Genomic DNA, 26,977 nt, shown 5'->3' on the forward strand with positions numbered 1-26,977 from the left:
GGTGTGCTCGGTGGGAGATCAGGCCTCGGCGGCGGGCCACTTGAAAAGCGGATCGGCCTTCTCGCGAAAGCGCTTCACGGCTTCACGATGAAATTCGGTCGTAAACGCAATGCCCTGCGCCGCCGACTCGATTTCGAGCATCGCGCGCAGATCGCTGCCAAGCGACTGGTTCAGCGCGCGCTTGGCGAGGCCGAAAGCAATGGGCGACGCTGCGGCAAGGCTGGCCGCGACTTGCGCGGCGCGTGCATGAAGCTCGTCTGGCTCGACCACTTCGAGCACCGCACCGATCTCCTTCGCTTCGGCAGCGCGTATCTCGCGCGCCGTGAACACGAGGTCCTTCGCGCGGGCGAGTCCCACCACGCGCGGCAGCGTATAAAACGCCCCGCAATCGGGCACGAGGCCGACTTTCATAAAGGGCATGCAAAAGCGTGCGCGCGTGCTGGCAATCACGAAGTCGGCAGCGAGCGCGAAGCTGAAGCCCGCGCCGTAGCACACGCCGTCCACGGCCGCGATCACCGGGCGGTCGAGGTCGATCAGCATGCTCACCCAGCCATGCAGGTCGTCGATACGATGGCGCCCTTCCTCGGCGCTTGTCACGTTCATGGCGCGTACATCGCCGCCCGAGCAGAAGTCATTGCCCACGCCGCGCAGAATAACCGCATGCACGCTGCGATCGGCACGTATGCGCTGTACGGCTTCGAGCAGTTCCACGCGCATCTCGGCGTTGAGCGCGTTCTTGGCCTCCGGGCGATGGAACGTGAGCGTCGCGACGCCCGCCTCGTGCTCGACGAGTAGCGTCTTTGCGCTCATGCGCTCACCCCGGCGCTTGCGAGTTCAGCGAGCGCCTTGTCGAGCGCCGTGATCAGATGCACAGGCTCCACGCCCGCGAACTCCACATCGGGACGCGCGAGAAACGCCTCGATATGCGCCGCGCACGCGGCGCGCGTGGCGGCGAGCCCGGTGAAACCGTCTTCGAGCCAGGCGACCGAAGCCAGCGGACGCGGGTGCCAGTCGCCATTGACAATCGCCTTGACCACCGTGCCGTCACGCACGAGCAGGCTCAGCCAGATCAGCCCTGCCGGCGCCTTTTCGCGGCCGCGCACGATATGGTCGCCCGTGAGCGCGATCGGGCTGTAGCGCGTCGCTTCGCTCTTTTCATGGAACCAGCTTTCCTCGTGCAGTTCGCGTTCGTATTGCTGCGCGAAAACGAGCTCTTCGCTGCCTAACGCACCAGACTCGAGCGCTATTTCTCCAAACGTGCGGCGAACGCAGGCCGTGACCCACGCGGTCAGTTCCTCGGCGCTCACTTCGCGGCCCAGTTCCTGCTCCAGATACGTATAGCGCGAGCCGAGATCCTTGTGCTTCTTGTCCTTGACCTTTTCGGGCGCCATCGGCATCGCGCGCGCCGCGATTGCCGTGTCGATCGCCTTCACATTCAGCAGAATACGAAACGTCAGCACGCCACCTTCGATCTTCAGCGACGTGGCCACGAGCTTGCGTCCGTCGATCTCGACGTCGTTCAGCGGCCGGTACGCGGCCTGCAGGCCGAACACATCGCGCAGCGCCTCAGCGACATGGCCGAGTATCGTCGGGAACGCCTGCGTCGCCGTTTGGGGCACACCGGGCAGACCAACCGGCAAATAGAACGCGAGAAATGCCGAACCACGCCCCGCATAGATCGCGCCGCCGCCGCTCACGCGCCGCCGTGCGACCACGTCGTTCGCGCGGCAGAACGGCAGATCGAGCACCTGGTTCGGATCTTCATTCACGCCTACGGTAATGCTGTCGTCGCTGAAGACGTTCAGATAGACCGTGGGCGGCACGAGATTTTCGGCGACGGCGCGCTCGACCGCCGGCGACACCGAAATCGAGAAGTCCGCATAGCTGTGGCCACCTACGACGAGGCGCCACGGGGCCTGAGTGTTCGTTGCGCTTGCATTCATGTTGTTTGTCTCCGTTGATCTTCTACCAGCGCTGCGCCTTCGATCTTCGCCACGATTTCGATCGCGTCCGCGTGTATCAGCGTTTGTCGCTTGAAGCGCTCAGCAATGGCCTCGATGGCGCCATGCTCCACCGTGCCTTCCACCTGCAGCGTGAGATGGTCTCCGCCATGTTCCTTTGTGCCGACAACGAGCCGGTACGCAAGCGTCGCGCCTTCCACACCCAGCAGCACCGCCTTCAACTCCGATGGGTAGACCTTCACGCCTTTGATCTTCACCATCGAATCGGCGCGGCCGAACACCACGCGCGGCAACGACACCGTGCGCCCATGCACGGGTGCGGTCCGTTCGAGCACAGTGAGGTCGCCGGTGCGGTAGCGCACGAGCGGTTGCAGTTCCTTCTTCAAATGCGTGAGCACGAGCTCGCCACGCTCACCCTCGGCAACGGGCATGCCGGTGTCGGGGTCGATCACCTCGGCGTACAGCAGTTCATCGAACACATGCACGCCCGCGCCGCCTGGGAACGTACGCGCAACGGGCAGACATTCGGAAAGCGAGTAACTGTCGATCAGCAACGTGCCCGGCATCGCATCGCGCACGCGCGCGTAAAGCGCGGCATTGCCCGTGAACGCTTCGCCGCCCGCGAAGAACACGCGCGGAACCGGACACCCCGCGTCGATCAGCTTGAGCGCGTGCGACGGGTTGCCGGCCAGTACCGTCACGCCGCATTGCTGCGCGACGCGTGCGGCGCGTTCGGTCTCGCCCGGGCCGTGCGGAATGCATGCCACGCCGCGCGCTTCCGTCTGGGTCTGATAGAACAGGCCCGCCACGAAGAGGTGATAGCCGAAGGTCACCATGCACACGTCGCCGGGGCCGATGCCGCATGCGTCGAGATGCTGTCCGCACGCGGCTTCGATCGCACGCAGATCGGCCGCGCTCTGCAGGATCGGCACGAGCGAAGCGCCCATTGGCGTGAGGTGCACGCGAACCGGCGGCACCGCGGGCGCAAACGCGCCGTAGCCCGGGCGATTCATCTCGGCCACGAGTTCGGCGCGCGTCATGAGCGGCACGCGCTCGGCGAACTCCGCCGCGCTCGCGACGCTGCGCGGCAGACGTCCCTCATAGAACGGATGCGCTTGCAGCCTCGCCAGCTGCGCGTTGAGTGCTTCGAGCATCGTCTCCTCCTTTTAATGTTCAGTAGGGCTGCGAAGCGTTCGTGCTCAAGCCGCCCGCTCGAAAATGGCCGCGATACCCTGCCCGCCGCCTACGCACATCGTTTCGAGGCCGTAGCGGCCCTTGCGGCGCTGCAGTTCGTAGAGCAGCGTGGTCAACATGCGCACGCCCGTCGCGCCAATCGGATGACCCAGCGAAATGCCTGAGCCGTTCACGTTCAGCCGTGATTCGTCGTGCCAGCCCCAGCCCTTCAGCACCGCGAGCACCTGGCATGCAAAGGCCTCGTTCAGTTCGACGAGATCGAGTTGATCGAACGTGAGCCCGGTCTTTTGCAGCAGTTTTTGCACGGCGGGCACAGGACCGATGCCCATCGTCGCGGGCTCGCATCCGGCGGCCGCCCAACCGGTCAGATAGCCAAGCGGCGTGAGGCCAAGCTTGTCGAGCTGGTCTTCGGCGACGATCAGGCAAGCGGCGGCGGCGTCGTTCTGCTGGCTCGCGTTGCCCGCCGTCACCGTGCCGCCTTTCATGAGCGGCTTGAGTTTCGCGAGCGACGCCTCGCTCGCGTCGGCGCGCACGCCCTCGTCGCGTGCGAACAGTACCGGGTCGCCCTTGCGCTGCGGCACTGAAACCGGCACCACTTCCTCTGCGAAGCGGCCCGACTCCCATGCCGCCGCCGCGCGCTGATGACTGCGCACCGCGTACGCGTCCGCTTCCTCGCGTGTGATGCCATATTCCTTCGCGAGGTTCTCTGCCGTTTCGATCATTCCCGAGATGTAGCCAAAGCGCGCTTCGGGCTGCGAGCGTTCGCGGCCACGCTCGAGACGGTCGTGCATCTTCACCGAACCGGCGCGCGCGCCCCAGCGCATATCGGTCGTGTAGTACTCGATATTGCTCATGCTCTCCACGCCACCGGCCACGACCACGTCCGCCGCGCCGCTTTGCACCATCATCGCGGCGGTCACGACGGCCTGCAGGCCGCCCCCGCAACGGCGATCGAGCTGCATGCCGGGCACCTGCACCGGCAGCCCTGCTTCGAGCGCGGCCCAGCGGCCGATGCAAGGCGTTTCGCTGTTCGCGTACGATTGCGCGAAGACCACGTCCTCGATGCGCGCCGGGTCCACGCCACTGCGCGCGATGGTTTCGCGCAGCACCGTGGCCGCAAGCGTTTCGACGGCAACGGGGCGCAGGCCGCCGCCGAACGTGCCAACCGGCGTGCGCACCGGCGCGACTATCGCTGCTCTTCTCATTTCGGATTCCTCTTCATGTTGTCTGGTTGTCTGCCGCTGCGCCGTGCGCCTGTGCCGCGTCAAGCCGCGAGCGTGTCCCGTCGCGCGTGGTGCTCCGCGGCCAGCTGTTCGCGCCACTCGGGCGGTGCGATGGCAAGCATGCGCTCGACGCGTTGTGCAAGCGTGAGCCCGCGCAGGTCCGCCACGCCGTGCTCGGTCACAATCACCGCTGCATCGCTGCGCGGCGTGCTGACCGGCCCGGAAAGACGTGCGACGATGCGGCTGCCATGCCGCGTACTGGAGGCGAGCGCAACGATCGCGACGCCGCCGTCCGAGCGCGCCGCGCCGCGCATGAAATCGAGCGCCCCGCCCACTGCGCCCACATAGCGGCCACCGGCCGCCTCCGCATTGACCTGCCCCGTCAAATCGACTTCGAGTGCGGAGTTGATCGCCACAAAGCGGTCGAGACTGCCGAGCACGTCGATGTCGTGCGTATAAGCCGTGGAGCGAAACTGGATCTGCGCATTTCGGTGCGCATGCGTGTAGACCCTGCGCGTGCCCATCATCGTGCCGGCCACGCTCACACCCTTGTCGCGCGACTTACGCGCATTCGTCACCACACCGGCTTCGATCAGGTCGACCACGGTGTCGCCGATGGTGCCGCTATGCACGCCAAGGTCGCGACGGTCGCGCAACTGCGCGACGATAGCCTCGGGCAACGCGCCCAGCCCGGCCTGGATCGTCGCGCCGTCTTCGATCAGCGAGGCCGCATGCTGGGCAATGCGTCGTTCGATGTCGCCCGCCTGCGTAGGCGGCGCTTCGAGCGGCGCGCGGTCGGTGTGAGTCAGCACGTCGAAGTCTTCGGCTCGCAACATGCGCTCGCCGTAGGTCCACGGCGCCGCCGCATTCACCTCCGCGATCACCACGCGCGCACTGTCGATCAGGGGCACGAGGTACTCATGCGCGATCGAGAGGCTGTACCGGCCCGCCTCGTCCGCGGGCGCGACTTGCAGCAACAGCACGTCGACGCGATTCGGACCACTGGTCAGCACACTGCGAAACTGCGAGTAGTGGCACGGCAGGATGTCGAGCACACCCTCGCGTTCGAGCCGCCGGTTCGTACCCGATGCGCCATAGGCCACGAAATCGACGCAATCGGCATACGCGGGATCAAGCGTTTCGGACCACGAAGCGCCCACGAACACGCGAAAGCGGCCACCCATCGCCTTGCGCTGCGACATCAGCAGCGCCGTGAGCGTGCACGGTTCGGCACCGCACTGGCCCCATGCAACCGTATCGCCCGAACGCACGTACTGCGCGAAATCGAGCTGCGCGGCGTCGACGACGCGCGCCGCGCGCGGGCCGCGCGTCATCAGACGGGGTCCCAGCTGAAGACGTCGGCCGAAACGTCGAGCGTGTGGAACGACTTGCGCAGCGCCGGCATGGCATGTTCGGCAATCGTCTCCGGCGTCCAGCCTTCGCCGCGATGCACCGAACGCACGGGGCGCGGCTGGCTCATCAGGAAGATTTCGTTGTTGCGGACCGCGAAAATCTGGCCTGTCACGTCGGCGGCCTGCTCGCTTGCGAGGTACACGGCGAGCGGCGCGATCTTCGCGGGCGTCATCTGCTTGATCTTCGCAACGCGCGCTTCCTGCTCCGGCGAATCGATCTTGATCGAGTTGATCATGCGGCTCCAGGCGAACGGCGCAATGCAGTTCGAGCGGACACCGAACTTTTCCAGATCGAGCGCGATGGATTTCGACAGTCCCGCAATGCCGAGCTTCGCCGCGCTGTAGTTGGCCTGCGCAAGATTGCCGATCAGGCCCGACGTGGAGGTCATATGCACGAACGCCCCGCTGCGCTGCTCCTTGAAGTGGTCGGCAGCGGCGCGCGAGACATAGTACGAACCGTAGAGGTGCACCTTCAGCACAGCGTCCCACTCTTCTTCGCTCATCTTGTGAAAGAAGCGGTCGCGCAAAATACCCGCGTTGTTCACCACGCAGTCGATACGGCCGAACACGTCCAGGGCGTTTTGCACGATGCGTGCGGCGCCTGCGGCGTCGGCCACGCTGTCGGTGTTGGCGGTGGCCTGGCCGTCGAAGGACTGGATCTCGTTCACCACCGCCTGTGCGGGTCCGTCGTTGTGGCCCTCGCCGGTGAGCGAGGCGCCCACGTCGTTCACCACGACTTTCGCACCGTGGCGCGCCATCATCAGCGCGATGTCGCGGCCAATGCCGCCGCCCGAGCCCGTCACCACTACGACCTTACCGTCCAGCATTCGTTGCGTCGTCATCGTTTTCGCTCCTCCAGCCCGCTTTGTGCCGGGCATTCATTCGATTTGAATCGTTATGCGGCAAGCTGTGCCGTTCGTGTTGCAGCTTGACGCATCGGGTACGGCTACACAATTTGGATATGCCGAACGCCCGTTTCGGCCAGGATTAACCCGTACTATCGCTAATGGCGTGCACCGCGCTGCGGCGCAATAATGCCCAGAGTCCGCTCGTCCGCCGTATGTCGCGCATCCCTCGGACGAACGAGCAGACAGGCACCGGCAAGCAAACCCGCAGAAATTGGAGTCACGGCAAGTCAACCCATGCATTTCGATCTCGTCGACCTGAAGCTCTTCACCCACGTAGCCGAAGCGAGCAGCCTCACGCGCGGCGCGGAACGCGCGCACCTCTCGCTGCCCGCGGCGAGCACGCGTATCAAGAATCTCGAAGAACAGGTGGGCGTGAAGCTCTTGAGCCGCACGAGCCAGGGGGTCACGCTAACGGGGCCCGGCGAGACGCTGCTCGCGCACGCGCGCCGCGTGCTCAAGCAACTCGAGCAGCTGACGGGAGACCTGCAGGAGTACTCGCAGGGCGTGAAGGGCCATGTGCGCGTGTTTGCGAACACCACAGCGATGAGCGAGTTCCTGCCCGCCGTGCTGCGCACCTACCTCATCAACCATCCCGACGTGTACGTGGATATTCACGAGCGTCTCTCGCCCGATATCGTGCGCGCCGTGCAGGACGGCACGATCGATATCGGCATCGTGGCCGGCAATGTGCGCACCGAGGGTTTGCAGGTGCTGCCCTACCGGCGCGACCGTCTCGTGCTCGTCACGGCGCTGAGCCACCCGCTTTCGCAGGCGAGCGAAATGGCGTTTGCCGATACGCTCGACTACGACTTCATCGGGCCGCCCGATGAAAGCGCGATCTTCGCGTTTCTCAAGCGCGCTTCGGCGGATTTGCAGCGCACGATACGCTGGCGCATCCAGATCGGCAATTTCGAGGCCGCGTGCCGCATGATCGAAGCGAACATCGGCATTGGCGTGCTGCCCGAGGGCACGGCGCGCCGCCACGCGCAAACCATGTCATTGAAGATCGTGCCGCTCACCGACGAATGGGCCGTGCGCAAGCTGCAGATCTGCATGGCCGATCGCGACGCGCTGCCGCTGTTCGCGCGCAAGCTCGTCGACCTGCTGGTAGCCGACGGCATCGGCCGGCTCGAATAAGTCCGAATCAACCCAATACGCGGCGCACTTGCTGCGCGCCGCGCATCCGTGCTCAGGCTGCTTAGCGCCCGCCAGCCGCGCGAATCATGTTGCGCGCAATGACGATCTGCTGGATCTGGCTCGTGCCTTCGTAGATGCGGAAAATGCGCACGTCGCGATAGAAGCGCTCGATGCCATAGTCGGACATATAGCCCGCGCCGCCGAAGATCTGCACCGCGCGGTCCGCCACGCGTCCGCACATTTCCGATGCGAACAGCTTCGCGCACGCGGCTTCCGTGCTCACGTTCTGGCCTGCGTCGCGGCGGCGCGCCGCGTCGAGCACCATGCAGCGCGCCGCATAGAGTTCGGTCTGACTATCGGCGAGCATGGCCTGCACGAGCTGGAACTCGGCGATCTTCTCGCCGAACTGCTCGCGCTCCATCGCGTAGCGCAACGCGTCGTCGAGCATGCGCTGCGCCACGCCCACGCAAATTGCCGCGATATGAATGCGCCCCTTGTCGAGCACCTTCATCGCCGTCTTGAAGCCCACCCCTTCCTTGCCGCCGATGATGTTTTCCGCGGGCACCTTCACATCTTCGAAGATGACGTCGCAGGTATGCGCGCCGCGCTGCCCCATCTTCTTGTCGCGCTTGCCGAAGCTGATGCCGGGCGTTTTCGCGTCGACGATGAACGAGGTGATGCCGCCCGCGCGCGGTTCGTCGGGGTTGGTGCGCGCCATCAGCGTGAACATGCCGGCCTGCGGCGCATTCGTAATGAAGCGCTTGGTGCCGTTCACCACGTAGTGGTCGCCGCGCCGCTCGGCGCGCGTCTTGATGGAGGCGGCGTCCGAGCCCGCGCCCGGCTCCGTGAGCGCGAAGCTCGCGATGATCTCGCCACTGGCAAGCTTCGGCAGCCAGCGGGCCTTTTGTTCTTCGGTGCCATCGATCACGATGCCCTGCGAGCCGATGCCCACCGTCGTGCCGATGATCGAGCGAAAGGCGGGCGAGGTCTTGCCCAGCTCGAACATCACGAGCACCTCTTCTTCCATCGTGAGATCGAGGCCGCCGTACTGTTCCGGAATAGTCAGGCCAAAGAGGCCCATGGCCTTCATGTCGTCGACGATATCGGCCGGAATCTCATCGGTTTCCGCTACGCGCTCTTCGTTCGGCACGAGACGCTCGCGTACGAAGCGCGCGACGTTGTCGAGCAGAACGTTCATCGTTTCCTGGTCGCGAATCATGGTATATGCCCTGCAATCGTTGATCGGGCGGCACGCCGCCGCCTGGTGAATAAAAAAATCAGGAATGCTCAGCGAGCGCGCACGGCGCGTTTGGCCATTTCACGCAGCGGCTGCTTTTGCAGCTTGCCGCTCGCCGTGGTCGGGATCATGTCGATGGTCACGATCTCCGAGGGACGCTTGTAGGCCGAAAGTCGCTCGCTCAGGTAGTGGGCGAGGTCGGCGGCGTCGATCGTCGCGCCCTCCTTCGCTTCCACGAAGGCCACGACTTCCTCGTTCCCTTCGGCATCGCGCCGCCCCACCACGGCACTCTGGCGCACCGCCTCGTAAGTGTTGATGACCGACTCGACCTCGATGGGATAAACATTGAAGCCCGAGCGGATGATGAGATCCTTCGAGCGGCCCACGATGAAGAGCGCGCCGTCGGAGTCGAGCCGCCCGAGGTCGCCGGTCTTGAGCCAGCCTTCAGCGTCGAGCACTTCGGCCGTCAAGCCCGGCTCGCGATAGTAGCCATGCATGACGCCGGGACCGCGCACCCACAACTCGCCGGGCTCGCCGCGCGGCACATCCTCGCCGTCGGGCCCGACCACGCGCAACTCGGCGCCCTCGACGATCTCACCCGAGGACACGTCCTTGCGTGGACGGTCCATGCGCGTGATGAAGAGCGAGCCCGCGTATTCGGTCATGCCGTAGCCGTGATGCAGCGGCATGCCGAAAAGCGTTTCGACCTGTTGCTTGAGCGTGGGATCGAGCGGACCGCCGCCCGTATAGAGGTAGCGCAGACGCGGCGCATGCACGGCACCACCATGCTCGCGCACATAAGCGACGATGCGCGTGAAGAGCGTCGGCACGCCCTGAAGAATGGAGATTTCGGAGGCGCCAAGCGCCTTAACGACCTCCTCCGCCGAAAAGCGCGCCGCGAGATGCAGGCTCGCGCCCGCCTCGAACGTGGCGAGCAGCAACGTGGCGAGGCCGAAGATATGCGACATCGGCATGACCGCGTACGCGCAGTCCGCTTGCGTCATGTCGCGCGATGTGGCCGAGACATGCGCGAAATGCAGCAAGCCGCGATGCGTGGCCATCACGCCCTTGGGCTGGCCCGTCGTGCCCGACGTATAGATGAGCACCGCCACTTCGTGCGCCAGCGCTTCGGGCTCGCGCACAGCTTCGGTGTCGGGCGCGGCCATCATCAGCGGCCCGAGTCCCGCGGGTGCGATTTCGCGCGCACGATAACGCACGCCGTGACGCAACGCGTCGGGCGACGCACCGTGCGTGAACAGCATGAGACGCGGCCTGCAATGCGCACGGATCGTCTCGATCTCGCGCTCCGAAAGCCGCGCGTTGACCACGGCCGGCCACGCGCCGATTTCCGAAAGCGCGAACAGCAGCGTCACGACGGCCGAGCAGTTCTCGGCCACGATCAGCACGCGGTCGCCCACCTCCACGCCCTGCTCGCGCAAAAACCGCTGCGCCTGCTCAACGCCGCTCCAGAGCTGCCCGAAGCTCGTCACCTTTGCTTCTTCGCGTATCGCCACCGCCTCGGGCGACACCTCCGCCCAGTGCCGCGCGATATCGCTGATCTTGCGCGCCGCTCGCCTCACCACTGTCACCTCCTGTCATTGCTTTTTGACTGCGTACGGCGCGCCGTGGCACGCCGCATCGCGACAGGTAACAGTGTGGTTCAGGCGTGGCCTGCCAACAATTCGTTTTCGGTAAAGCCGGCATTCGTCTGCCGAGAAGTCGGAATTCACCCCGACGGCCGGGCGCTCAGTCCTCGCTGGTTGCGCGGGCGTGGCGCCTGCGGGCGGTCGCGGCGGCACGCTCCGCGCACAGGCTCGCGGGCGCTGTCCACGCGCCGTAGCCGCCATGGCCGTGCGGGCGCCTCGCGGCTGCCCGCGCGGCCAGGCGCAGGCGCTGCCGCCAGTCACTCCATCTGCGCCGCCGCACGCTCGCCTCCCATCGTGCCCTTAGAGGCGCTATTCGCCCGATGAATCGCCACGATGCCCGCGAGCGAGACGCAGGCCGGCACGGCGGCCGCGAGAAAGAGCGACGAGGACGACCATTGCAGGTGCAGCAGCGCGCCGCCGAGCACCGGGCCGACGACCGAGCCGATACGCCCCACCCCGAGGCTCCAGCCGATGCCGGTCGAGCGCAGCGAGGTCGGATAGTAGGTCGCGGCGAGCGCGTTGAGCGCCGGTTGCCCGCCGATGATCGTGAAGCCCGTGATGAAGATCGCGACGAACATCGCGGCCACGGAGACCATGACGGCCGGATTGCCGATGGCCGCCGTCGAGACGATGGCGATCAGGAACGTCGTGGCGAGCACGCGCGTAAAGCCCGCCATGTCGATGACGCGCCCGAGCAGCAGCGTGCCGATCACGCCGCCGCCCCACAGCGCCGTGCCCGCGAACACGGCGGTCTGGGTCGAATAGCCGGCGTCGCGGATCACGGTCGGCAGCCAGTTCGAGAGGAAGTACATGGCAAGCAGGTTCGCGAAATTCACGATCCACAGCAGCACGGTCACCCGCGCACGCCCTTCCTTGAACAGTTCGACGAAAGGCACGCCGCGCGAGCGCGTTTCGGTGGTCGTGAACTGCACGCCTGCTGGCAGTTGCAATGCCGGCGCCACGCGCGACAGATTGCGTCGCACGCGCGCCTGGGTTTGCTCACCACGATTGCGAAACAGCAGGAACTGAATCGACTCGGGCAGCGCGAGCCACATCAGCACGCCGAGTACGAGCGGAATCGCCCCGCCCACGAAGAACACGGCGCGCCAGCCGAACGCCGGAATCAGCGCCGCGGTGATGAGCCCGCCCACCACGCCGCCGAGCGTAAAGCCGCACGAGACGATCATCATGAGCGTCACGCGCATGCGGCGCGGGCTGTACTCGCCCGCGAGCGCCATCGCGTTCGGCATGATGCAGCCGAGACCCAGACCCGCGACGAAGCGCCAGGCCACCAGTTCCGCGATCGAATGCGCGAAGCCCGTCGCGAGCATACACGCGGAAAAGAACAGTGTCGCGCCGATCAGCACCGGGCGGCGGCCGATCTTGTCGGCAAGCGTGCTGAACGTGAGCGAGCCCACCAGCATGCCGAAGAGCCCCGCGCCGAACACCGGCGAGAGCGTTTCCTTCGCAATGCCCCACTCGCGGATCACGACCGGCGCCACATAACCCATCGCCTGGACGTCGAAGCCGTCCATTACGAGGCATAACGCGCACAGCGCGACCACGAGTAACTGATACGGTCCGAACCGGCTCTCGTCGATGATGCCGGTGACCTCCACCGCCTTCGTCATGTTGTGTCTCCAATCCTTGTTTTATCGTCTCGATCTCACTGCGGCGACTAGAGTTCGAGTACCAGCCGCCCGCTTTTCGCACGCGAGCAGCAGGTCATCATGCGCGTTTGCGTGTCGCGCTCGGCGCGCGTGAGCACCACGTCGCGGTGATCGATCTCGCCCGCCAGCACGCGTACCTCGCACGATCCGCACAAGCCTTCTTCGCAGTCGCTTTGCACGTCGATGTTCGCGCGGCGCAGCGCGTCGAGCACGGTCTGGTCCGCGCCCACATTGAGCACGAGCCCCGAGTCTTTCAACTCGACTTCGAACGCCTGTTCCTGCGAGGGGTCGAGCTTGCCGCCGGTCGCGGCGAAGTGCTCCACGCGCAGCGCATCTTCGGGCCACGCCTCGCTGCAGGCTTCGAGCGCTTCGAGCATGCGTGCGGGACCGCAGGCGTAGACGCGCGTATGGTCGTCCACGCGCAGCGCGGCGAAATCGTTGCGCGTGCCTTCTTCCGATACGTGCAGATGCAGACGTTCGCCATGGAGTTGCGCGAGTTCGTCGGCAAGCGCCATTGTTTTGCGCGAGCGCCCGCTGTAGTGCAATTCGTAGTCGATGCCCAGTTCGCGCGCGCGGCGCGCCATGGCGCTCACCGGCGTGATGCCGATGCCGCCTGCAATGAAGATCGCACGACGCCCTTCCTCGTCGAGCCGGAAGTGATTGCGCGGGCCGCGAATCTTCAGGCGCATGCCTGTTCGCAGCGTGTCGTGCATCCAGGCCGAACCGCCCCGGCTTTGCGTTTCGCGCAGCACGGCGATCTCGAATGCGCGCGTGTCGGCGGGGTCCGAGCACAGCGAGTACTGGCGCGAGATGCCGGTGTCGCCGCATTCCACGTCGATATGCGCGCCCGGCGCCCAGCGCGGCAGCGCGCCGCCGTCGGGGGCCACGAGACGCAAACGGACAACGCCTTCGGCCACGGCGTCCACACGTTCGACCACCACGGGCCGCGACAACGCGTGCGCCGAAGGCTCGCCAATACGCACCGGCACGTGCGCGCCGAGCAGCGCCGCATTTGCGCGCTCGGGGTTCTGCGCGGGGTCCCATTCCACGAACACATGCTCAGGACCCCGGAACGACGTGTTGGGTACGTAGGTGAATGTCTGCTCGGCCAGACGCATGTGCGGCAAGCGGCGCGTGAACTCTTCGAGGAAGATCTGCATCTCCATGCGCGCGAGATTCTTGCCCATGCACTGGTGCGAGCCATAGCCGAACGTGACGTGATCGCTTGCGTTGTCGCGGCGAATGTCGAACAAATCGGCGTCCGCAAAATGGCGCTCGTCGTGATTCGCGGAAGACGTCACGATGAGCAGCTTCGAGCCCGCCGGAATGTCGATGCCGCCAATCTGCACGTCCTTCGTCGCGAGGCGCCGCCACGCCGCCACCGAGCCGTTGTGGCGCAGGCACTCTTCCACGGCGTTCGGAATGAGGCTCGGGTCCTCGCAAATCTCGCGCCACGCGTTCGGGTGCTGCAGCAGCAGCTTCATCGCGTTGGCCGTGGCGTTGGCCGTGGTTTCGTGCGCGGCCACGATGCCGGCCATCATCATCGAATGCAGATAGGAGTCCGTGACGACCTCCGGATGTTCCTGCTGCTTGCGAATGCCGTACTGCATCCAGCCCGGACCGTCCGGGTTCTGGCGCATCTTGTCGAGCACCTTGCCCGCGAACTGCCAGAAGTTGCCCACCGCGTGCGCGACTTCGACCTGCTCTTCGGGGCGCGGCCGACCCCACGTATTGACCGTGTGCGCAATCGAGTACTTGCGCAGCAGGTCCATGTCCTCTTCAGGCACGCCCAGAAAATGCAGCGCTACGGTCAGCGGCACTTCCCAGAGCATCTCGTCGACGAGATCGGCGCGGCCTGCGTCGATGAAGCGGTCCACGTACTCGCGCGTGAGGCGCCGCACCATCGGTTCGTGGTGCTTGAGATGTTCGGGCGTGAACGGCTCCATCAGCACGCGGCGGCGCGGCATGTGGGCAGGCTCGTCTTCGTTCACGAGCGTGCGGTTCATGGCGTAGCCGTACGACGCCAGTACCGCGTTCGCCTCGGGGCCCGTGGGCGTGATCTTTTCGAGCGCGATGGACGGCGAAAACGTGAGGTTGTCGCGAAAGATCGCCTTGATGTCGGCGTAGCGCGTGACCACCCAGTAGCCGAGCTGCGGGCTGTAGAACACGGGCTCCTGCTCGCGCGCCCAGCGCACGTATTCAGGCGGGTCCTGCTGGTAGCCGTCGCTGAAGGGGTCGAACGCCGCGGCGTTGGCGCTGACCGGGCAGCGCGGCGCGGCGTCTCGCGCCTCGCCTGCCGCGTGGGGAAACGGGCAGCGGCCCGTCGACTGGGATGGTGTCTCGCTCATATGCCTCTCCTGCATCCTGCATGCATTACGTTTTGCGTAACTCTAGTACGCATTGCGTAATCGCGAGATAGGGGTTAACGTGCAAGCATCACAGGCGCTGTCCCGCGCCTACGCGCCCTAAAATCCCGCGTGAACCCAACCGATTCCCCGTCCCCGCCCAGCATGGAAAGCAGGAAAGCCACTCCCCGCCGCCCCGCGGCCAAAACCGCCGAAGCTGCCACGGCCCCCAAACCCGCGCGTGAGACGGCAAAAGCTGCCGCCGCGCCGCGCGAACGCCGCCAGCGCGTGCAGTCCGCGCAAACGGGCATGGCCGTGCTGAAGGGGCTCGCGCGCCTGGGGGGCCGTGCGAGCCTCTCGGGTCTCGCCGCCTGCGTGAGCGAAAGCCCCGCGAAGGTGCATCGCTATCTGGTCAGTCTGATCGAGGAAGGTCTCGTCGCGCAGGACACCGCCACCCAGCAGTATCGGCTCGGCGTCGAGGCGATGATGATCGGCGTGGCCGCCATGCGCCAGGCCGATCCGGTGCGCATTGCGGAGCCCGCGCTCGTGCGCCTGCGCGAGACGCTCGAAGTGACCTCGTTCGTCGCGGTGATGGGCAACAAGGGGCCCACGATCATCCGTTTCGAGGAGCCTGGGCTGCCGGTGACGGTCAATGTGCGGGTGGGGTCGGTGATGTCGCTGCTATGGTCGTCCACGGGCCGCGTCTTCCTCGGCCTGCTCGACGACACGAACGTGTTCGCGCAAGCCGAGGAAGAACTCGCGCACGCCGACGCTTCGTTGCGCGCGCAACTGAGCGCGAGCGACCCGATCGGCACGCTGCGCCGCGACGTGCAGGCGGCGCGCTGCGCGAGCGTGCGCGATACGAATCTCAAGGGCATTAGCGCCGTTTCGGCACCGCTCTTCGACCACACCGGCAAGCTCTGCGGCGCGCTCACGGTGCTGGGCGCCACGGGCGGCTTCGACGCCACGCCCGACGGCCCGAACGCTCGCGCCGTGCGGCGGGAGGCCGAGGCCGTGAGCGCCCTGCTCGGCTACGCGGCGAACCGCGCTTAACGCTTCGTCAGCGTGGCCGCCGGCGGGGTGACTGAATTTCCAGGCGCCGGCGGATAGCCGTCGTTCAGCGTCTTCAAGAACGCGATCACGTCATTGATATCGTGTTCGTTCCATGCCCTGTGCATGTGAAATGCCAGGGCGGCCCAAGCCTACGAATCCTTTGTGACGCTTACGTGAAAAAAAAGGGGGTTACCACCGGAGGTCCGAAAATCGCTCAATAGACCAATGCTTGCGCACACAACCATATGGCTCGCAAGGCGCGACGCTGCTATCGCGATTCCCGGCCCGTCGCGATGCAACCGGCTATCATGTGAATTCAAACGGTAGATGGAAAGAATCAATCACATGGCTTCCCCACAGGAAAACGTCAGCATGGCGGTGTTCTGCGACTTCGAGAACGTCGCGCTCGGCGTGCGCGACGCGAAGATCGACCGCTTCGATATCCAGCCCGTGCTGGAGCGGCTCTTGCTCAAGGGCAGCATCGTCGTGAAGAAGGCCTATTGCGACTGGGAGCGCTACAAGGGCTTCAAGGCCGCGATGCACGAGGCGAGCTTCGAGCTGATCGAAATTCCGCACGTGCGCCAGTCGGGCAAGAACTCGGCCGATATCCGCCTCGTCGTGGACGCGCTCGATCTCTGCTATACGAAGTCGCACGTGGACACCTTCGTGATCGTGAGCGGCGACTCCGACTTTTCGCCGCTCGTCTCGAAGCTGCGCGAAAACGCCAAGAAGGTGATTGGCGTCGGTGTGAAGCACTCCACCTCCGACCTGCTTGTCGCCAACTGCGACGAGTTCATCTTCTATGACGACCTGGTGCGCGACCTCGTGCGCGATCAGCCGGCTCACGGCAAGGGCAAGCACAAGGACGGCGGCGCCGCGAAACGTCAGGGCGGCGAGGAGCGCCAGCCGAAGCAGGATGGCGAAGAACGCAAGTCGAAGGCCGTTACCTTCGCGATCGAAACGCTCGACGCGCTCGTGCTGGAGCGAGGCGAGAGCGGCAAGATCTGGGCTTCGGTGCTCAAGAGCGCCATCAAGCGCCGCCGGCCCGACTTCAACGAAACGCGCTACGGCTTTCGCGCATTCGGCAATCTGCTCGAAGAGGCGCAGTCGCGCGGCCTGCTGGAAGTGGGCCGCGACGACAAGTCAGGCACCTGGGTATCGCGGCTGAACCCGCCGCCGCTCCCGGCGGCCGCCGCCAGCGTGCCGGCGCCGGAAAGCCCGGCGCCGCGCAGCGAGGAGCCGCGCGGCAGGCGCAAAGGCCGTCGCAATGGGCGTGGCAGCGGCACGGCGGAGGCGCGCGAAGCCGCAATCGAGCAACCGCTCGAGACGCAAGGCGAAATTCCGTTCGAGCCTGTCGAAGCGCCTGCGCATGCTGCGCACGGGCACGAAGCCGCGCCGCACTTCTTCGCCGAGCCGTTCGATGCAAACGAGCGCACCCACGCGCCGCAAGTGGCACACGAGACGCCCATGGCGCCCGAACCGGCGGTCGATGTCGAGACCGCAGCGCCCGCCCCCGCGCGTTCGCGCAAGACGGCTGCGCGCAAGAGCCCCGCGCGCAAGAAGACGTCGAAGAAGGCGGCCGAGCCGGCGCCCAGTGCCGCGGAGGAACCTGCGAGCGCCGCCGTTGCACCGGCCGAGCCCCCCGCCCGGAAAGCGCCCTCGCGTGCGCGCCGCACGCGCAGCAAGGCCGCAGCGGAAGAAAGCTGAAGATTGCGCCGCGCGCGGCGCTCGAAATGGGCGGCGCGCGGCGCACCGATCAATCGCCGAAAGGATTCGCGGGCCGCTTGCCCTCGGCCGGCGGCGCCTCCTCGCTCGCGGGCGTCGCGCTCCCGAACGGATCCTGCTTGCCCGTGGGCTTCGCATCGCCAAACGGGTTTGCAGCCGAAGCGGGCTTCGTCCCGCCGAACGGATTCTCTGCGGCAGCGCGTTTCGCCCCGCCGAACGGATCGCGCGCTTCGGCCTCCTGCCCGGCATCGTCCTCCGCGGCCTCATCCTGCCCCTGCGCGAGGTTGTACTCGGAGCGCACCTGCTCCAGCACGCGCGCCACGCTCGCTTCAAAGCCCGCCGCGTTGTGAAAGTGCTGCATCGTCCAGTTGCAGCCGCTCCGATCGGGGGCTTGCAGCTGCGGGCGCGGCACGCCGATCTTCACGCCGTCGTCGAGCACCTCCTGCAGCCGGTGGATGCGCCGGTGCACCTCCTCCTGCAGCCGCGAAACATTGAGCGTCTTGCGCAACATTGCGAATCTCCTTTCCTGTACGCGTCACGTCGCGCGAGTCTAGCGCAATGGCTCGATCACGTCGCTACGTGAGCGGCGCATTCATGTGCGCGAGCGCGTCGCGCATCGAATCGCTCGGTATCACGATCTGCCCGGTAAACGGTGTATCGAGATCGGCGATCACATAGACCGCCGACGAAATGGACACCGCGCCGAGCACGATCAGCACGATCGCGAGCGCGTTATGCGGCGCGACGAGCCCAAAGCTCAGAAAGATCAGGACCAGCCACAGCGCGAGCATCGTGAAGAACGGCCGCGAGATCGTGCCATGCGCCTCTTCGATGAGACGCCAGCGCGTATCGGTCACGCGGTCGAACATCTGCGAGAGCGCGCTTACGAGCGTCTGATGATAGGCGTCGTGCGGCGCGAGCGTGTCGATTTCGTGCCCCACGGAGTCGAGCAGCGCACCCAGTTGCTGGCTCTCGAGTTCGTCGTTGCCAACGCCGGGATCATGCGGATAGTAGTTGCCCGGCGGCGGCGTTTCCTGCTCCCAGGTCGAGGCGATGGCGCTTGCCGTATAGGCGCGCAGCAAGGTGCGCGCCGTTGCCGCGTCGGGGCCGTAATCGCGCAGGCGTTGATCGAGCTGGATCAGGTCGGCGGCGTAGGCGCGCATGTCGTTGGTCGCCGTGTCGAAGCTCGTTTTCGCCGACGCGGTGAGCAAGCTCAGCACGAGCGCCGCAAACGTCACCAGCATGCCAATCACGAGTTGCACGAGCTGCACGGTTTCATGCTTGCGATGCTCCTCCGGCAACAACGGCCGCAGCAGGACGCCCAGACCCGTGCCCCCAAGCAGCAGCACGAATACGAGCAAGGCCTGCTGAGCTTCGGTCATGGCGAGGGCCTCCGCGCTTCGGCGGCGGCGTTTTCCACCGGCGCGGCCATATCGGTGTGCGCCGCTTCTGGGGCTGCCGGTGCAACGGCTGCTGTGTCCGCTTTGGCGCCGCCAACGTTCAATGCGCCGATGCGCGAATGAACCGCCCTGGCCTTCGCCTCGGCCTCGCCCGGCACCAGATCCGGATGCGCCCGCGGCACGGCCAGCTTCCACGCGGCGTCGAGTTCGCGCCGGATCGAATCGTAGATCTCTTTCGAAATGGAACGGTCTTCGTACATGGCCTGCACGCGCTCACGCCCTTCGCGCAGCGCGTAGAGCAGCAGCATGCGCCGCTCGAGCACGTCCGCCCCCTGGCCGAAACACTGGCGCACCTCCTCGAGCCCATGCTCGGCCTTTTCGATGCGCGCCTTCAATATCGTCTTGAGCAACGCCGCGAGACGCTCGCCTAGCAGTGGGGTGAGGCTTTGGTCGTTGAACACGATCAGCTGATGCAGCACCACCCGGCGGCACATCAGGAGTTCGAAGCGATCGGCGAGTGCGTCGACATACGGCTGCTGCAAGCGCAGCCAGCGATAGAGCAAGCGCGCGACGCGCATGCCCGGCGTATCCGCGAGGATTTTCGCCGCGGCGCGCTGATAGCCGAGACGTCCGCCCGCGCGCGCCTCTTCGATCATGGCGTCGGTGTTGCGCATCATGGCGTCGAGATTGCGGATCGTGATGATGCCGCTGCCGTACTGCGGAATCAGGTCGCGCTCCTTCGCCGCGAGCGTGACGAGACCGATGACAAGACGCTCGCGGTCGGACAAGGCGGCTTCGATATCGAATACCGTGGCGCCGATATAGACGCTCTGCCGGAAGGTGTGACAGGCCTCGTTGGCGATCGCATCGGGAATGTGAAAGGTGCGTGCCGCCATGTGCACACGCTCGGACACGCCGATCGACGAAAGCTGCACCGCCTTGGTTTGCAGCGCCTGCTCCTGCGGCGAAAGCAGATCGAGATGCAGCCGGCGGATCAGCAGCTTGAGCGACGTGCCGTTCACGATCAGGCTCACGAGCACGAAACCCGTCGCGAGAATCGCGACGAAGCGGCGCGTGGAATCGGGCAGCGCCGTGTCCTGCGCAAGGCCGAGCGCGAGCACGAGCGTCACCGCGCCGCGCAGGCCGCCCCACGCAATCACGAGCTTGTACGCGGCGCTCACCGGCTCGGTGAGCCGCAGGCGGCTCAAGAGCGGCAGCATGCCGAACACCACGACGACCCGCGCCACGAACGCCGCCACCACCACCACGGCGAGCGCGACGAGATCGATCCAGTGCGCGTTTCGCAGTGTAGCCGGAATTTGCATGGCGGCGAGCAGAAAGATCGCCGCGCCCGCCATGGCGGCAATCTGCTCCCAGATCAGTTGCAGATGCTTCCAGTTCACCGGCGACAGGCGCGTGCTCCCCAGGCCGCTAATGACGAGCCCGGCGGCGACCACAGCGACCACGCCCGAGACGTGCAACATCTGGTCGGCGAGGAGATAAAGCGGATACGGCAGCGCGAAACTGAGCGAGATCTCGGCCTTGCCCTCCCCGCCCAGCCACGGCAAGAGCCACGCGAACACGCGCCCTGCCAGCGCCCCGACCAGAAGGCCGCCGCCGAGCGCGATGCCGAACGCGCGCAGTGCGGCCGTGGCCGATACATTGGCGGCGTCGCCCGTGATCGCGGCGATCAGCACGCCGGCAATGGCAATCGCGGCCGCATCGTTGAGCAGGCTCTCGCCTTCCACGAGGCGCACGAGCCGCTCGGGCGCGCCCACTTCGCGGAACACGGCAAGCACGGCGGAAGGGTCGGTCGTCGCGATCATCGCGCCGAGCAGAAGGCCGTCGGCGAGCGGGCCGAGGCCCGTTAGCCGGACCGCCCCGCCCACCACGCCGGTCGCGACGAACACGGCCACCACCGCGAGCAGCAAAATGGGCGCCGCGTCGCCGAGCATCTCGCGCACGTTCACGCTGAGCGCGGCCTGGAACAGCAACGGCGGCAGGAAGATCCACAAGTACGCCTCGGGCGGCAGCCGCGGCGCGAGCGCGGGTATCACGAAGTTCGCGGAGAGCGCGGGCCATGCCTCACCGCTCACGAGATAGATGCCGCCGAGCGTGAAGCCCCACGCGGCCAGCAGGACAGATTCGGAAATCGACCAGCGCAGGCTCACCGCCTGCACGAGCGCGATACTCGCCAGCAGAAAGCCGCTAAGGAGAAGGACGTGAATGACCATGGCGTGCAACCGTCACGGCGCGGGCAGCCACACCACCGTCAACGACCTCACGCCTTGTGCCCCCTGGATCAGCACGCCTTCGATATCGGCCGTCGCCGACGGCCCTGTGACGAGCGCAGCGTAGCGTGCGCCGCGAAAATCGTCGCGCCGGTACGCGTCCTGCAAGCCCGCCACCAGCTTTGCGGGGTCGAGCAGCACCACGAGATGCTGCACGAGATAGCCCAGCGCGTTCACCACGTACTCGCGCTCGCTCAGCCACAACGAGCCCGTTTCCGCCACGCCGAAACGCGCGCGTACCACGCCCACGTCGACATCTTCGAGCGAGGCTGGTTTCGTGGCGGCGCTGATCTCGCGCGTACCCTGCACCTCCGGCGTAGCCGACGCGATGCGCGCCTCACTGCCAAAGCGGCGCAGGATCATGGCGCGCACCTCGGCCGCGCTTTGCATCTGGACATCGCTGCCGCCCATCAGTTTGAGCGCGGCGGCAAAACGCTCGCGCAGATCGCCTGCGGGCGCGTCGAACAGCGGCACCTCGGGCAACGGTTCATGCGCGGGTTGCGCGGCGCGCACACGCGCGAGAAACGCTTCACGATCCGCCATCGCCGCCTCCCTTGCGGTTTTTCCGGTACCACGCATGGAACGTGGTGCGCGGCACGTGCGGCAGATCGCGCTGTTTGCCCCAGATATTGAGCGGGTTGTAGAGCATGAAGTTGGGCAAGCGGCGCAACGCGCCTTCGAGCGACGACACTGCGCCGCGATAAAGCGTCGGACTGCCGAGCAACCGGCCAGCCATCTTCAACACTTCCTGCTTCACGAACGGCACTTCGTGCTGTGCCGCGATGACCTGCCGCCACTGGTAGATCTGCTCGTGAATATTGATCTTCACGGGGCACACATTCGTGCAGCTGCCGTTGAGCGTCGAGGCGAACGGCAACGCGCTGAAGCGCTTGAGGTCGAAGGTCGGATTAATGATCGCGCCGATCGGCCCCGCATAGGTGCTGCCGTAAGAAAGGCCGCCGCTGCGCCGGTAGACGGGACACGTATTCATGCACGCGCCGCAGCGAATGCATTTGAGCGAATACCAGAACTCGGGCATGGCGAGCCGCTCGGAGCGGCCGTTGTCGACGAGCACGAAATGCATTTCGGCGCCGGGCCGCGGCGCGCGAAAATGCGAGGTGTATTGCGTGATCGGCGAGCCGAGCGCACTGCGCGAGAGCATGCGCACGAATACGCCGAGATCGGATAAGCGTGGAATCAGCTTCTCGATGCCCATCGAGACGATGTGCAGCGGCGGCACGTTGGCGGAAAGGTCCGCGTTGCCCTCGTTCGTGCACACCACCACCGTACCTGTTTCGGCCACCGCGAAATTGCAGCCGGTCATGCCCGCCGTTTTCTCGCGCACGAACCACGGCCGCGTATTCATGCGCTGGCTTTCCGCCAGATAGTGAATGTCGTTGTTGTGCGGGTCCGTGCCGATGGTGCGCCCAAACACTTCGGCGACGTCGTCGCGCAGCTTGTGCACGGCGGGCACGACGATATGGCTGGGCGGCTGCCTGTCGAGTTGCTGGATGCGCTCGCCAAGGTCGGTCTCCATCACCGAAATGCCGCGCGATTCCAGATACCGACGCATGTCGCATTCGTCGGTGAGCATCGACTTGCTCTTCACGAGCGCCGTCATGCCGCGCTCGCTCAGAATGCGATACACGATTTCGTTGTGTTCTTCAGCCGTATCCGCGAAATGCACCTGCACGCCATTGGCCTGCGCCGCGCGTGTGAAATGGTCGAGGTAGTCGGCGAGATGCGAGAGGGTATGCGCCTTGATTTGCGAGGCGAGCGTGCGCAGCATTTCCCATTCGGGAATGGCATGGGCCTGCGCGTCACGCTTCGAGCGCAAGTCCCACAAGCGCTTGTCGTGGAAGGCCACATGCTCCGGTCGCGAGAGAAAGGCGCCTGCGAGCTTCGCGTGTTCGACTCGCTTCATTCGCGCGCTCCGTTGAGCACCTGGGCAATGTGGATGAAGCGGATGTCCGCGCTCATGCGCTCGGCGCAGCCCTGCTGGTGCATGAGGCAGGACATGTCGGCGGAAACGATGTATTGCGCGCCCGCGCTCACGTGGTCGACCACCTTGTCCTGGCCCATGCGCACCGAGACCGCCTCTTCGGTCACGGCGAACGTGCCGCCGAAGCCGCAGCATTCGTCCGGACGCGCCGGCTTCACGAACTCGATGCCCTTTACATGCTCGAGCAGCGCGAGCGGCTTGGAGAACACCGGGCCCGCGATTTCCGAAACAGACGCTTCCTTCAAATGGCGCAGCGCGCTGCAGCTATTGTGCAAACCTACGCGCCACGGAAACTCAGCCCACGGAAATTCACGCGCGCCCAGCACGTCGTGCAGAAATTCGACAAGTTCATACGTGCTCTCGCGCACCTTGCGCACGGCTTCGGTCTGTTCGATCGCGGTGAAGTGGTCGCGCACGTGATTCACGCAGCTCGCCGAAGGCCCGACGATATAGTCGTAGCCCGCGAAGGCGCGTGCAAATACCCGCTCCGCGCCGGCTGCCTCGGCCTGCGCGCCGCTATTGGCCATGGGCTGGCCGCAGCAGGTTTGCTCGAGCGGATAGTCGACCTCGCAGCCGAAGCGCTCGAGCAGCTCCAGTGTGGCGATTGCCACTTCGGGGTAGAACGCGTCGATGAAGCAAGGGACAAACAAGGCAACTTTCATGTGCGGGCTCACACGAAAAGCGGACCCGAACATTCTACTGCCGAACGGCGCGGCCGGCTTGCGAAGCGTGCACGCGCCCAGGTTGCCGCGGCGCATCATGCCGCGCCGCGGCGCCTCGTTTAAAAGTTGTGGCGAATGCCCGCGATCACGGCGAGCTGCTTGTCGGTGTCCGAATTCACGAGATTCGGGATTTGCGCCAGGTTCTGCGTCGCGCCGCTCGTTGCATCGATCCCAAGCCCCGCCCCCGACGACTTCTGCCCAATCGCCACGGCATAAATCGCCGTACGCTTGGAGAGGCTGTAGACCGCGCCGAGGTTGATCTGATGAAGCCGCGTGGACGATCCGCCGTCCGGATGCGCATCGTTGAAGATATAAGCGAAGCCGAACTGCAACGCGGGTGAGTATTGCCACGACGTGTTCAGCTCAGCAATATCGAAAGAGACATCCGCACCTTCTGGTCGCGCCGCGTCCGCGAAATAGAGACTCTGCGACAAACGCGTGTGCGTATAGCTGAGCGCCACACTGACCTTGTCGAACGCGTACGAGCCGCCCGCGCCAAAGATACTGATGCGCTGCGCGTTTTGTAGTTCGCAGTACGATGCATTTGGGTTGCTACAGCTAAAGTCGCCGATATACCCGCTCTCGCCGCCCAGCGCCGCCTGCAGCGGATTGCGCAACTCGAGGTAACCGGCGGAAAGCGAAATCGGCCCGTTGGCGTAGTTCGCAGCCAGCGACCAGCCACGGTTCTGCGAGAAGTTCCCCGCCACGCCGCCAAAACTGAACAGCCCGCCTATCGTGAAGCCGCCGAAGCTCGGACTCACGTATTTGATCGAGTTATTGAAGTTGAACGCTTCGTTGAGATTGTCCACGTCCCCGAAGTGCGAACCATATAGCGTTGCCCAGTTGTTGCTCGACACGTAGGCGCCCAGGTCGTCGGAAAACGGATCGTACTGGCGGCCCAGCGTGAGCGTGCCGTAACGGCTGTTCGCAACACCCACCCAGGCGTTGCGGTTGAAGAGCGTGCCCCCCTGGAGCAGCGCGCCGTTCTGCGAAAAGAAGCTGTTTTCCAGCGTGAAGTTGACGCTCGTGCCGCCGCCGATGTCTTCGCTGCCCGTGAGCCCCCAGCGCGACGGCACCAGGTTGCCGCCGCCCAGTTGCCAGTTTGCGTGACCGCTCGTGCTGCCGTCTGCGTGCGTGGTTTGCTGGTTGGTCGAATAAATGAGGCCCGCGTCGACCGTGCCGTAAAGCGTGACTGAAGATTGCGCGTGCGCGCTAATCGCAAGGGCGCAGGATGCCAGCGCCAGCGCCGTGCGCTTGACGGTATTTGCCATGTCGTTGTCTTTTCGATGAGAGAAGGGTCGCGCCGCTGCGTGGGCGTGCGCGATCGAAGCGCGGCGCGCCTGGCGCGCCGCCCCTGTCAGGAACTACGGGGAATGACGGGAAACTGCGTGAATCGAAGGCTTCGCGCGAAGCGCGTGCCGGTTTGATCCTATTGGCCGAATCGCGCGTAGATGTCGGGGCGCGAGCGTTTGAGGATCATCGCGATCGCCATGCCGATCAGCGCGACCGCGAGTACGATCCACGGGAACGCGCGCACGACGGGGCTGTCGGAGCCGGCGAGCGCATCGAGGTTGCCGATCAGCACGATACCGATGGAGAGCAAACCACAGCCGCCGAGCACAGGTGCGAGGAACGCGTGCCAGAGGCGCGTGTCCTTCTTCGTGGCGCGGAAAAATGCCGCCACCGAGAAGCTCGTGACCGCCTGCAGCATGACGATGCCGATGGTGCCAAGCGCCGAGCCCCAGCTGAACACGATATTGAACGGATCGCTGCCCGCGACGACGAACAGGCCCACCGGTACCGCGACCGAAAGCGTCTGCAGATAGCTGGCGAGATACGGAGAACCATACTTCGGATGCAGGCGATCGAGCACGGCGGGGAGAATGCCTTCACCGGAAAGTGCGTGGATGTAGCGCACGATCGTGTTGTGGAACGACAGCAGGCTCGCGAAGATGCTCGAAAGCAGCAGGAAGCTCATGGTCGTGGTCATCGCGCCGCCGAGGTACTTCGTCGACTGGATGAACCAGAAGTCGCCCGGCTGTTTCGTCGCCACGTCCGTCACGTTGCTGATGCCGTAGGCGCAAACGATGGCCCACGTGACGAACGCGAAGAACACGAGAATCAGCGTGACGGAAACATACGTGGCGCGCGGCACCGTGACCTTCGGGTCGCGGCACTCCTTGCCGTAGATCGCCGTGGCCTCGAAGCCAATGAACGATGCGAGGGCGAACATCACCGCGATGCCGAGGTGGCCGCTGAATACGTTGCGCGGCGAAAACGGTGCGAGCGTGAGACCGTCCGGTCCGCCGTGATGAATCACGATCGCGAGGCTCAGCACCAACAGGATGCCGAGTTCGAGACACATGAGCACGCCGAGCAGGCGGCTGTTCAGGTCGATGCCGCGAATGCCGGTGAACTGCACGACGACGAGACACGCGAACGAATACGCGTACCACGGCAGCGAACTATGCATCAGTGGCCCGAGCACCACCGTGCAAAAGAAGCCGAACAGGCCGTATAGCGCGATCTGGATGCTCGTGTACGAGAGCAGTGCGACGAGCGCGCCGGCCATGCCGACGGGACGGCCGAAACCGGCCGTGATGTAAGCGTAGAACGCGCCGGCGCGCACGATGTGCCGGCTCATCGAAGCGAAGCCCACGCTGAACACGAGCAGCACGACGCCTGCGATCACGAATGCGCCGGGAATGCCCGCGCCATTGCCAAGACTGATGGCCGGCGGCACCGCGCCGAGCATGCCGGTGAGCGGCGCCGCGGCGGAAATGACGAGAAAGACGATTTGCCAAAGCCCGAGCAAGCTGCGTTGCGAGTCCACTGCCGCGTCGTTTCCAACGAGGTGAGCGTGAGAATACGGTTCGTTCATCGTTGCCTCTGCTGGTGTCTGTTCTGGGTTCGCCATACGACACGATGAAGAACCGCGTGCCTCTGGCGCTCGACGAATCGAATTTCACGATTCGGATTGAGCGCATGGTAGGCAGCTAATAAATTCGCCGACTTGGCGCAACGCGCCAATTACTCGATAAAGTGCGCCAG

At 65.4% G+C, this 26,977-nt stretch carries 20 protein-coding genes and 1 pseudogene; 3 read left to right on the forward strand and 18 right to left on the reverse strand.

Features of this window, described 5'->3' with window-relative positions; genetic code table 11:
• Positions 1–18: 18 nt before the first annotated feature.
• From FAZ97_RS08830 to FAZ97_RS08855, 6 genes are read right to left on the reverse strand one after another with little or no spacing between them, the layout of a single operon-like run.
• A complete protein-coding gene (locus tag FAZ97_RS08830) occupies positions 19–810 on the reverse strand; it encodes an enoyl-CoA hydratase/isomerase family protein (RefSeq protein ID WP_158758101.1) in 792 nt (263 codons plus the stop codon).
• On the reverse strand, positions 807–1,943 hold the full coding sequence (locus FAZ97_RS08835; protein ID WP_158758102.1) for a lipoate--protein ligase family protein: 1,137 nt from the start codon (positions 1,941–1,943) through the stop codon (positions 807–809). Before FAZ97_RS08835 ends, FAZ97_RS08830 begins: the two co-directional genes overlap by 4 nt.
• The gene (locus tag FAZ97_RS08840; RefSeq protein ID WP_158758103.1) at positions 1,940–3,115 is read right to left on the reverse strand and encodes a phenylacetate--CoA ligase family protein; all 1,176 of its coding nucleotides are present in this window, start codon (positions 3,113–3,115) and stop codon (positions 1,940–1,942) included. The genes FAZ97_RS08835 and FAZ97_RS08840 overlap by 4 nt, the downstream gene beginning before the upstream one ends.
• A 45-nt stretch (positions 3,116–3,160) precedes the next feature.
• Positions 3,161–4,360 (reverse strand): acetyl-CoA C-acetyltransferase, encoded by a 1,200-nt coding sequence (locus FAZ97_RS08845; protein WP_158758104.1) that lies wholly within the window; start codon positions 4,358–4,360, stop codon positions 3,161–3,163.
• A gap of 59 nt (positions 4,361–4,419) precedes the next feature.
• Positions 4,420–5,712 carry an acetyl-CoA hydrolase/transferase family protein gene (locus tag FAZ97_RS08850; RefSeq protein WP_158758105.1) on the reverse strand — a complete coding sequence of 431 codons (1,293 nt, stop codon included), beginning with the start codon at positions 5,710–5,712 and terminating at the stop codon, positions 4,420–4,422.
• Complete coding sequence (locus FAZ97_RS08855; protein ID WP_158759108.1) at positions 5,712–6,617, reverse strand: SDR family NAD(P)-dependent oxidoreductase; 906 nt, start codon at positions 6,615–6,617, stop codon at positions 5,712–5,714. The genes FAZ97_RS08850 and FAZ97_RS08855 overlap by 1 nt, the downstream gene beginning before the upstream one ends.
• Before the next feature lie 315 nt (positions 6,618–6,932).
• On the opposite strand from FAZ97_RS08855, the gene FAZ97_RS08860 reads away from it, so the two are divergent.
• Complete coding sequence (locus FAZ97_RS08860; RefSeq protein ID WP_158758106.1) at positions 6,933–7,835, forward strand: LysR family transcriptional regulator; 903 nt, start codon at positions 6,933–6,935, stop codon at positions 7,833–7,835.
• A 61-nt stretch (positions 7,836–7,896) separates the two neighbouring features.
• Here the strand turns inward: FAZ97_RS08860 and FAZ97_RS08865 are convergent, their stop codons facing one another.
• The 4 genes from FAZ97_RS08865 to FAZ97_RS08880 form a co-directional block, all read right to left on the reverse strand.
• Positions 7,897–9,054 (reverse strand): acyl-CoA dehydrogenase family protein, encoded by a 1,158-nt coding sequence (locus FAZ97_RS08865; protein ID WP_158758107.1) that lies wholly within the window; start codon positions 9,052–9,054, stop codon positions 7,897–7,899.
• A gap of 68 nt (positions 9,055–9,122) precedes the next feature.
• On the reverse strand, positions 9,123–10,655 hold the full coding sequence (locus FAZ97_RS08870) for a class I adenylate-forming enzyme family protein (protein WP_199272044.1): 1,533 nt from the start codon (positions 10,653–10,655) through the stop codon (positions 9,123–9,125).
• Between the two features lie 320 nt (positions 10,656–10,975).
• Entirely contained in the window at positions 10,976–12,349 is a 1,374-nt protein-coding gene (locus FAZ97_RS08875) for an MFS transporter (RefSeq protein ID WP_158758109.1), read from the reverse strand.
• 47 nt (positions 12,350–12,396) lie between these two features.
• Positions 12,397–14,736 (reverse strand): cytochrome P450/oxidoreductase, encoded by a 2,340-nt coding sequence (locus tag FAZ97_RS08880; protein ID WP_158758110.1) that lies wholly within the window; start codon positions 14,734–14,736, stop codon positions 12,397–12,399.
• 162 nt (positions 14,737–14,898) lie between these two features.
• Here FAZ97_RS08880 and FAZ97_RS08885 point away from each other — a divergent pair, with 162 nt between their 5' ends.
• Together FAZ97_RS08885 and FAZ97_RS08890 are read left to right on the forward strand one after the other, a co-directional pair.
• The gene (locus FAZ97_RS08885) at positions 14,899–15,786 is read left to right on the forward strand and encodes an IclR family transcriptional regulator (protein ID WP_158758111.1); all 888 of its coding nucleotides are present in this window, start codon (positions 14,899–14,901) and stop codon (positions 15,784–15,786) included.
• A 345-nt stretch (positions 15,787–16,131) separates the two neighbouring features.
• Positions 16,132–17,493: an NYN domain-containing protein gene (locus FAZ97_RS08890; protein ID WP_158758112.1), complete on the forward strand. Its 1,362-nt coding sequence runs from the start codon at positions 16,132–16,134 to the stop codon at positions 17,491–17,493.
• A gap of 295 nt (positions 17,494–17,788) precedes the next feature.
• On the opposite strand, the pseudogene FAZ97_RS08895 reads toward FAZ97_RS08890, so the two are convergent.
• The 8 genes and pseudogenes from FAZ97_RS08895 to FAZ97_RS08930 all read right to left on the reverse strand — a co-directional run.
• Positions 17,789–18,022, reverse strand: a pseudogene (locus FAZ97_RS08895) (hypothetical protein); the annotation flags it as partial.
• 64 nt (positions 18,023–18,086) lie between these two features.
• Entirely contained in the window at positions 18,087–18,893 is an 807-nt protein-coding gene (locus tag FAZ97_RS08900; protein WP_158758113.1) for a bestrophin-like domain, read from the reverse strand.
• On the reverse strand, positions 18,890–21,145 hold the full coding sequence (locus FAZ97_RS08905) for a cation:proton antiporter (RefSeq protein WP_158758114.1): 2,256 nt from the start codon (positions 21,143–21,145) through the stop codon (positions 18,890–18,892). The genes FAZ97_RS08900 and FAZ97_RS08905 overlap by 4 nt, the downstream gene beginning before the upstream one ends.
• A gap of 12 nt (positions 21,146–21,157) precedes the next feature.
• Complete coding sequence (locus FAZ97_RS08910; RefSeq protein ID WP_158758115.1) at positions 21,158–21,745, reverse strand: LutC/YkgG family protein; 588 nt, start codon at positions 21,743–21,745, stop codon at positions 21,158–21,160.
• Complete coding sequence (locus tag FAZ97_RS08915; RefSeq protein ID WP_158758116.1) at positions 21,732–23,126, reverse strand: lactate utilization protein B; 1,395 nt, start codon at positions 23,124–23,126, stop codon at positions 21,732–21,734. Before FAZ97_RS08915 ends, FAZ97_RS08910 begins: the two co-directional genes overlap by 14 nt.
• Positions 23,123–23,866 carry a (Fe-S)-binding protein gene (locus FAZ97_RS08920; protein WP_158758117.1) on the reverse strand — a complete coding sequence of 248 codons (744 nt, stop codon included), beginning with the start codon at positions 23,864–23,866 and terminating at the stop codon, positions 23,123–23,125. The genes FAZ97_RS08915 and FAZ97_RS08920 overlap by 4 nt, the downstream gene beginning before the upstream one ends.
• 119 nt (positions 23,867–23,985) lie before the next feature.
• Positions 23,986–25,197, reverse strand: a complete 1,212-nt coding sequence (locus tag FAZ97_RS08925; RefSeq protein ID WP_158758118.1) for a porin — start codon at positions 25,195–25,197, stop codon at positions 23,986–23,988.
• A gap of 158 nt (positions 25,198–25,355) precedes the next feature.
• Positions 25,356–26,807 carry an APC family permease gene (locus FAZ97_RS08930; protein WP_158758119.1) on the reverse strand — a complete coding sequence of 484 codons (1,452 nt, stop codon included), beginning with the start codon at positions 26,805–26,807 and terminating at the stop codon, positions 25,356–25,358.
• Between the last annotated feature and the right edge of the window lie 170 nt (positions 26,808–26,977).

Source organism: Paraburkholderia acidiphila (assembly GCF_009789655.1).
Classification (GTDB): domain Bacteria; phylum Pseudomonadota; class Gammaproteobacteria; order Burkholderiales; family Burkholderiaceae; genus Paraburkholderia; species Paraburkholderia acidiphila.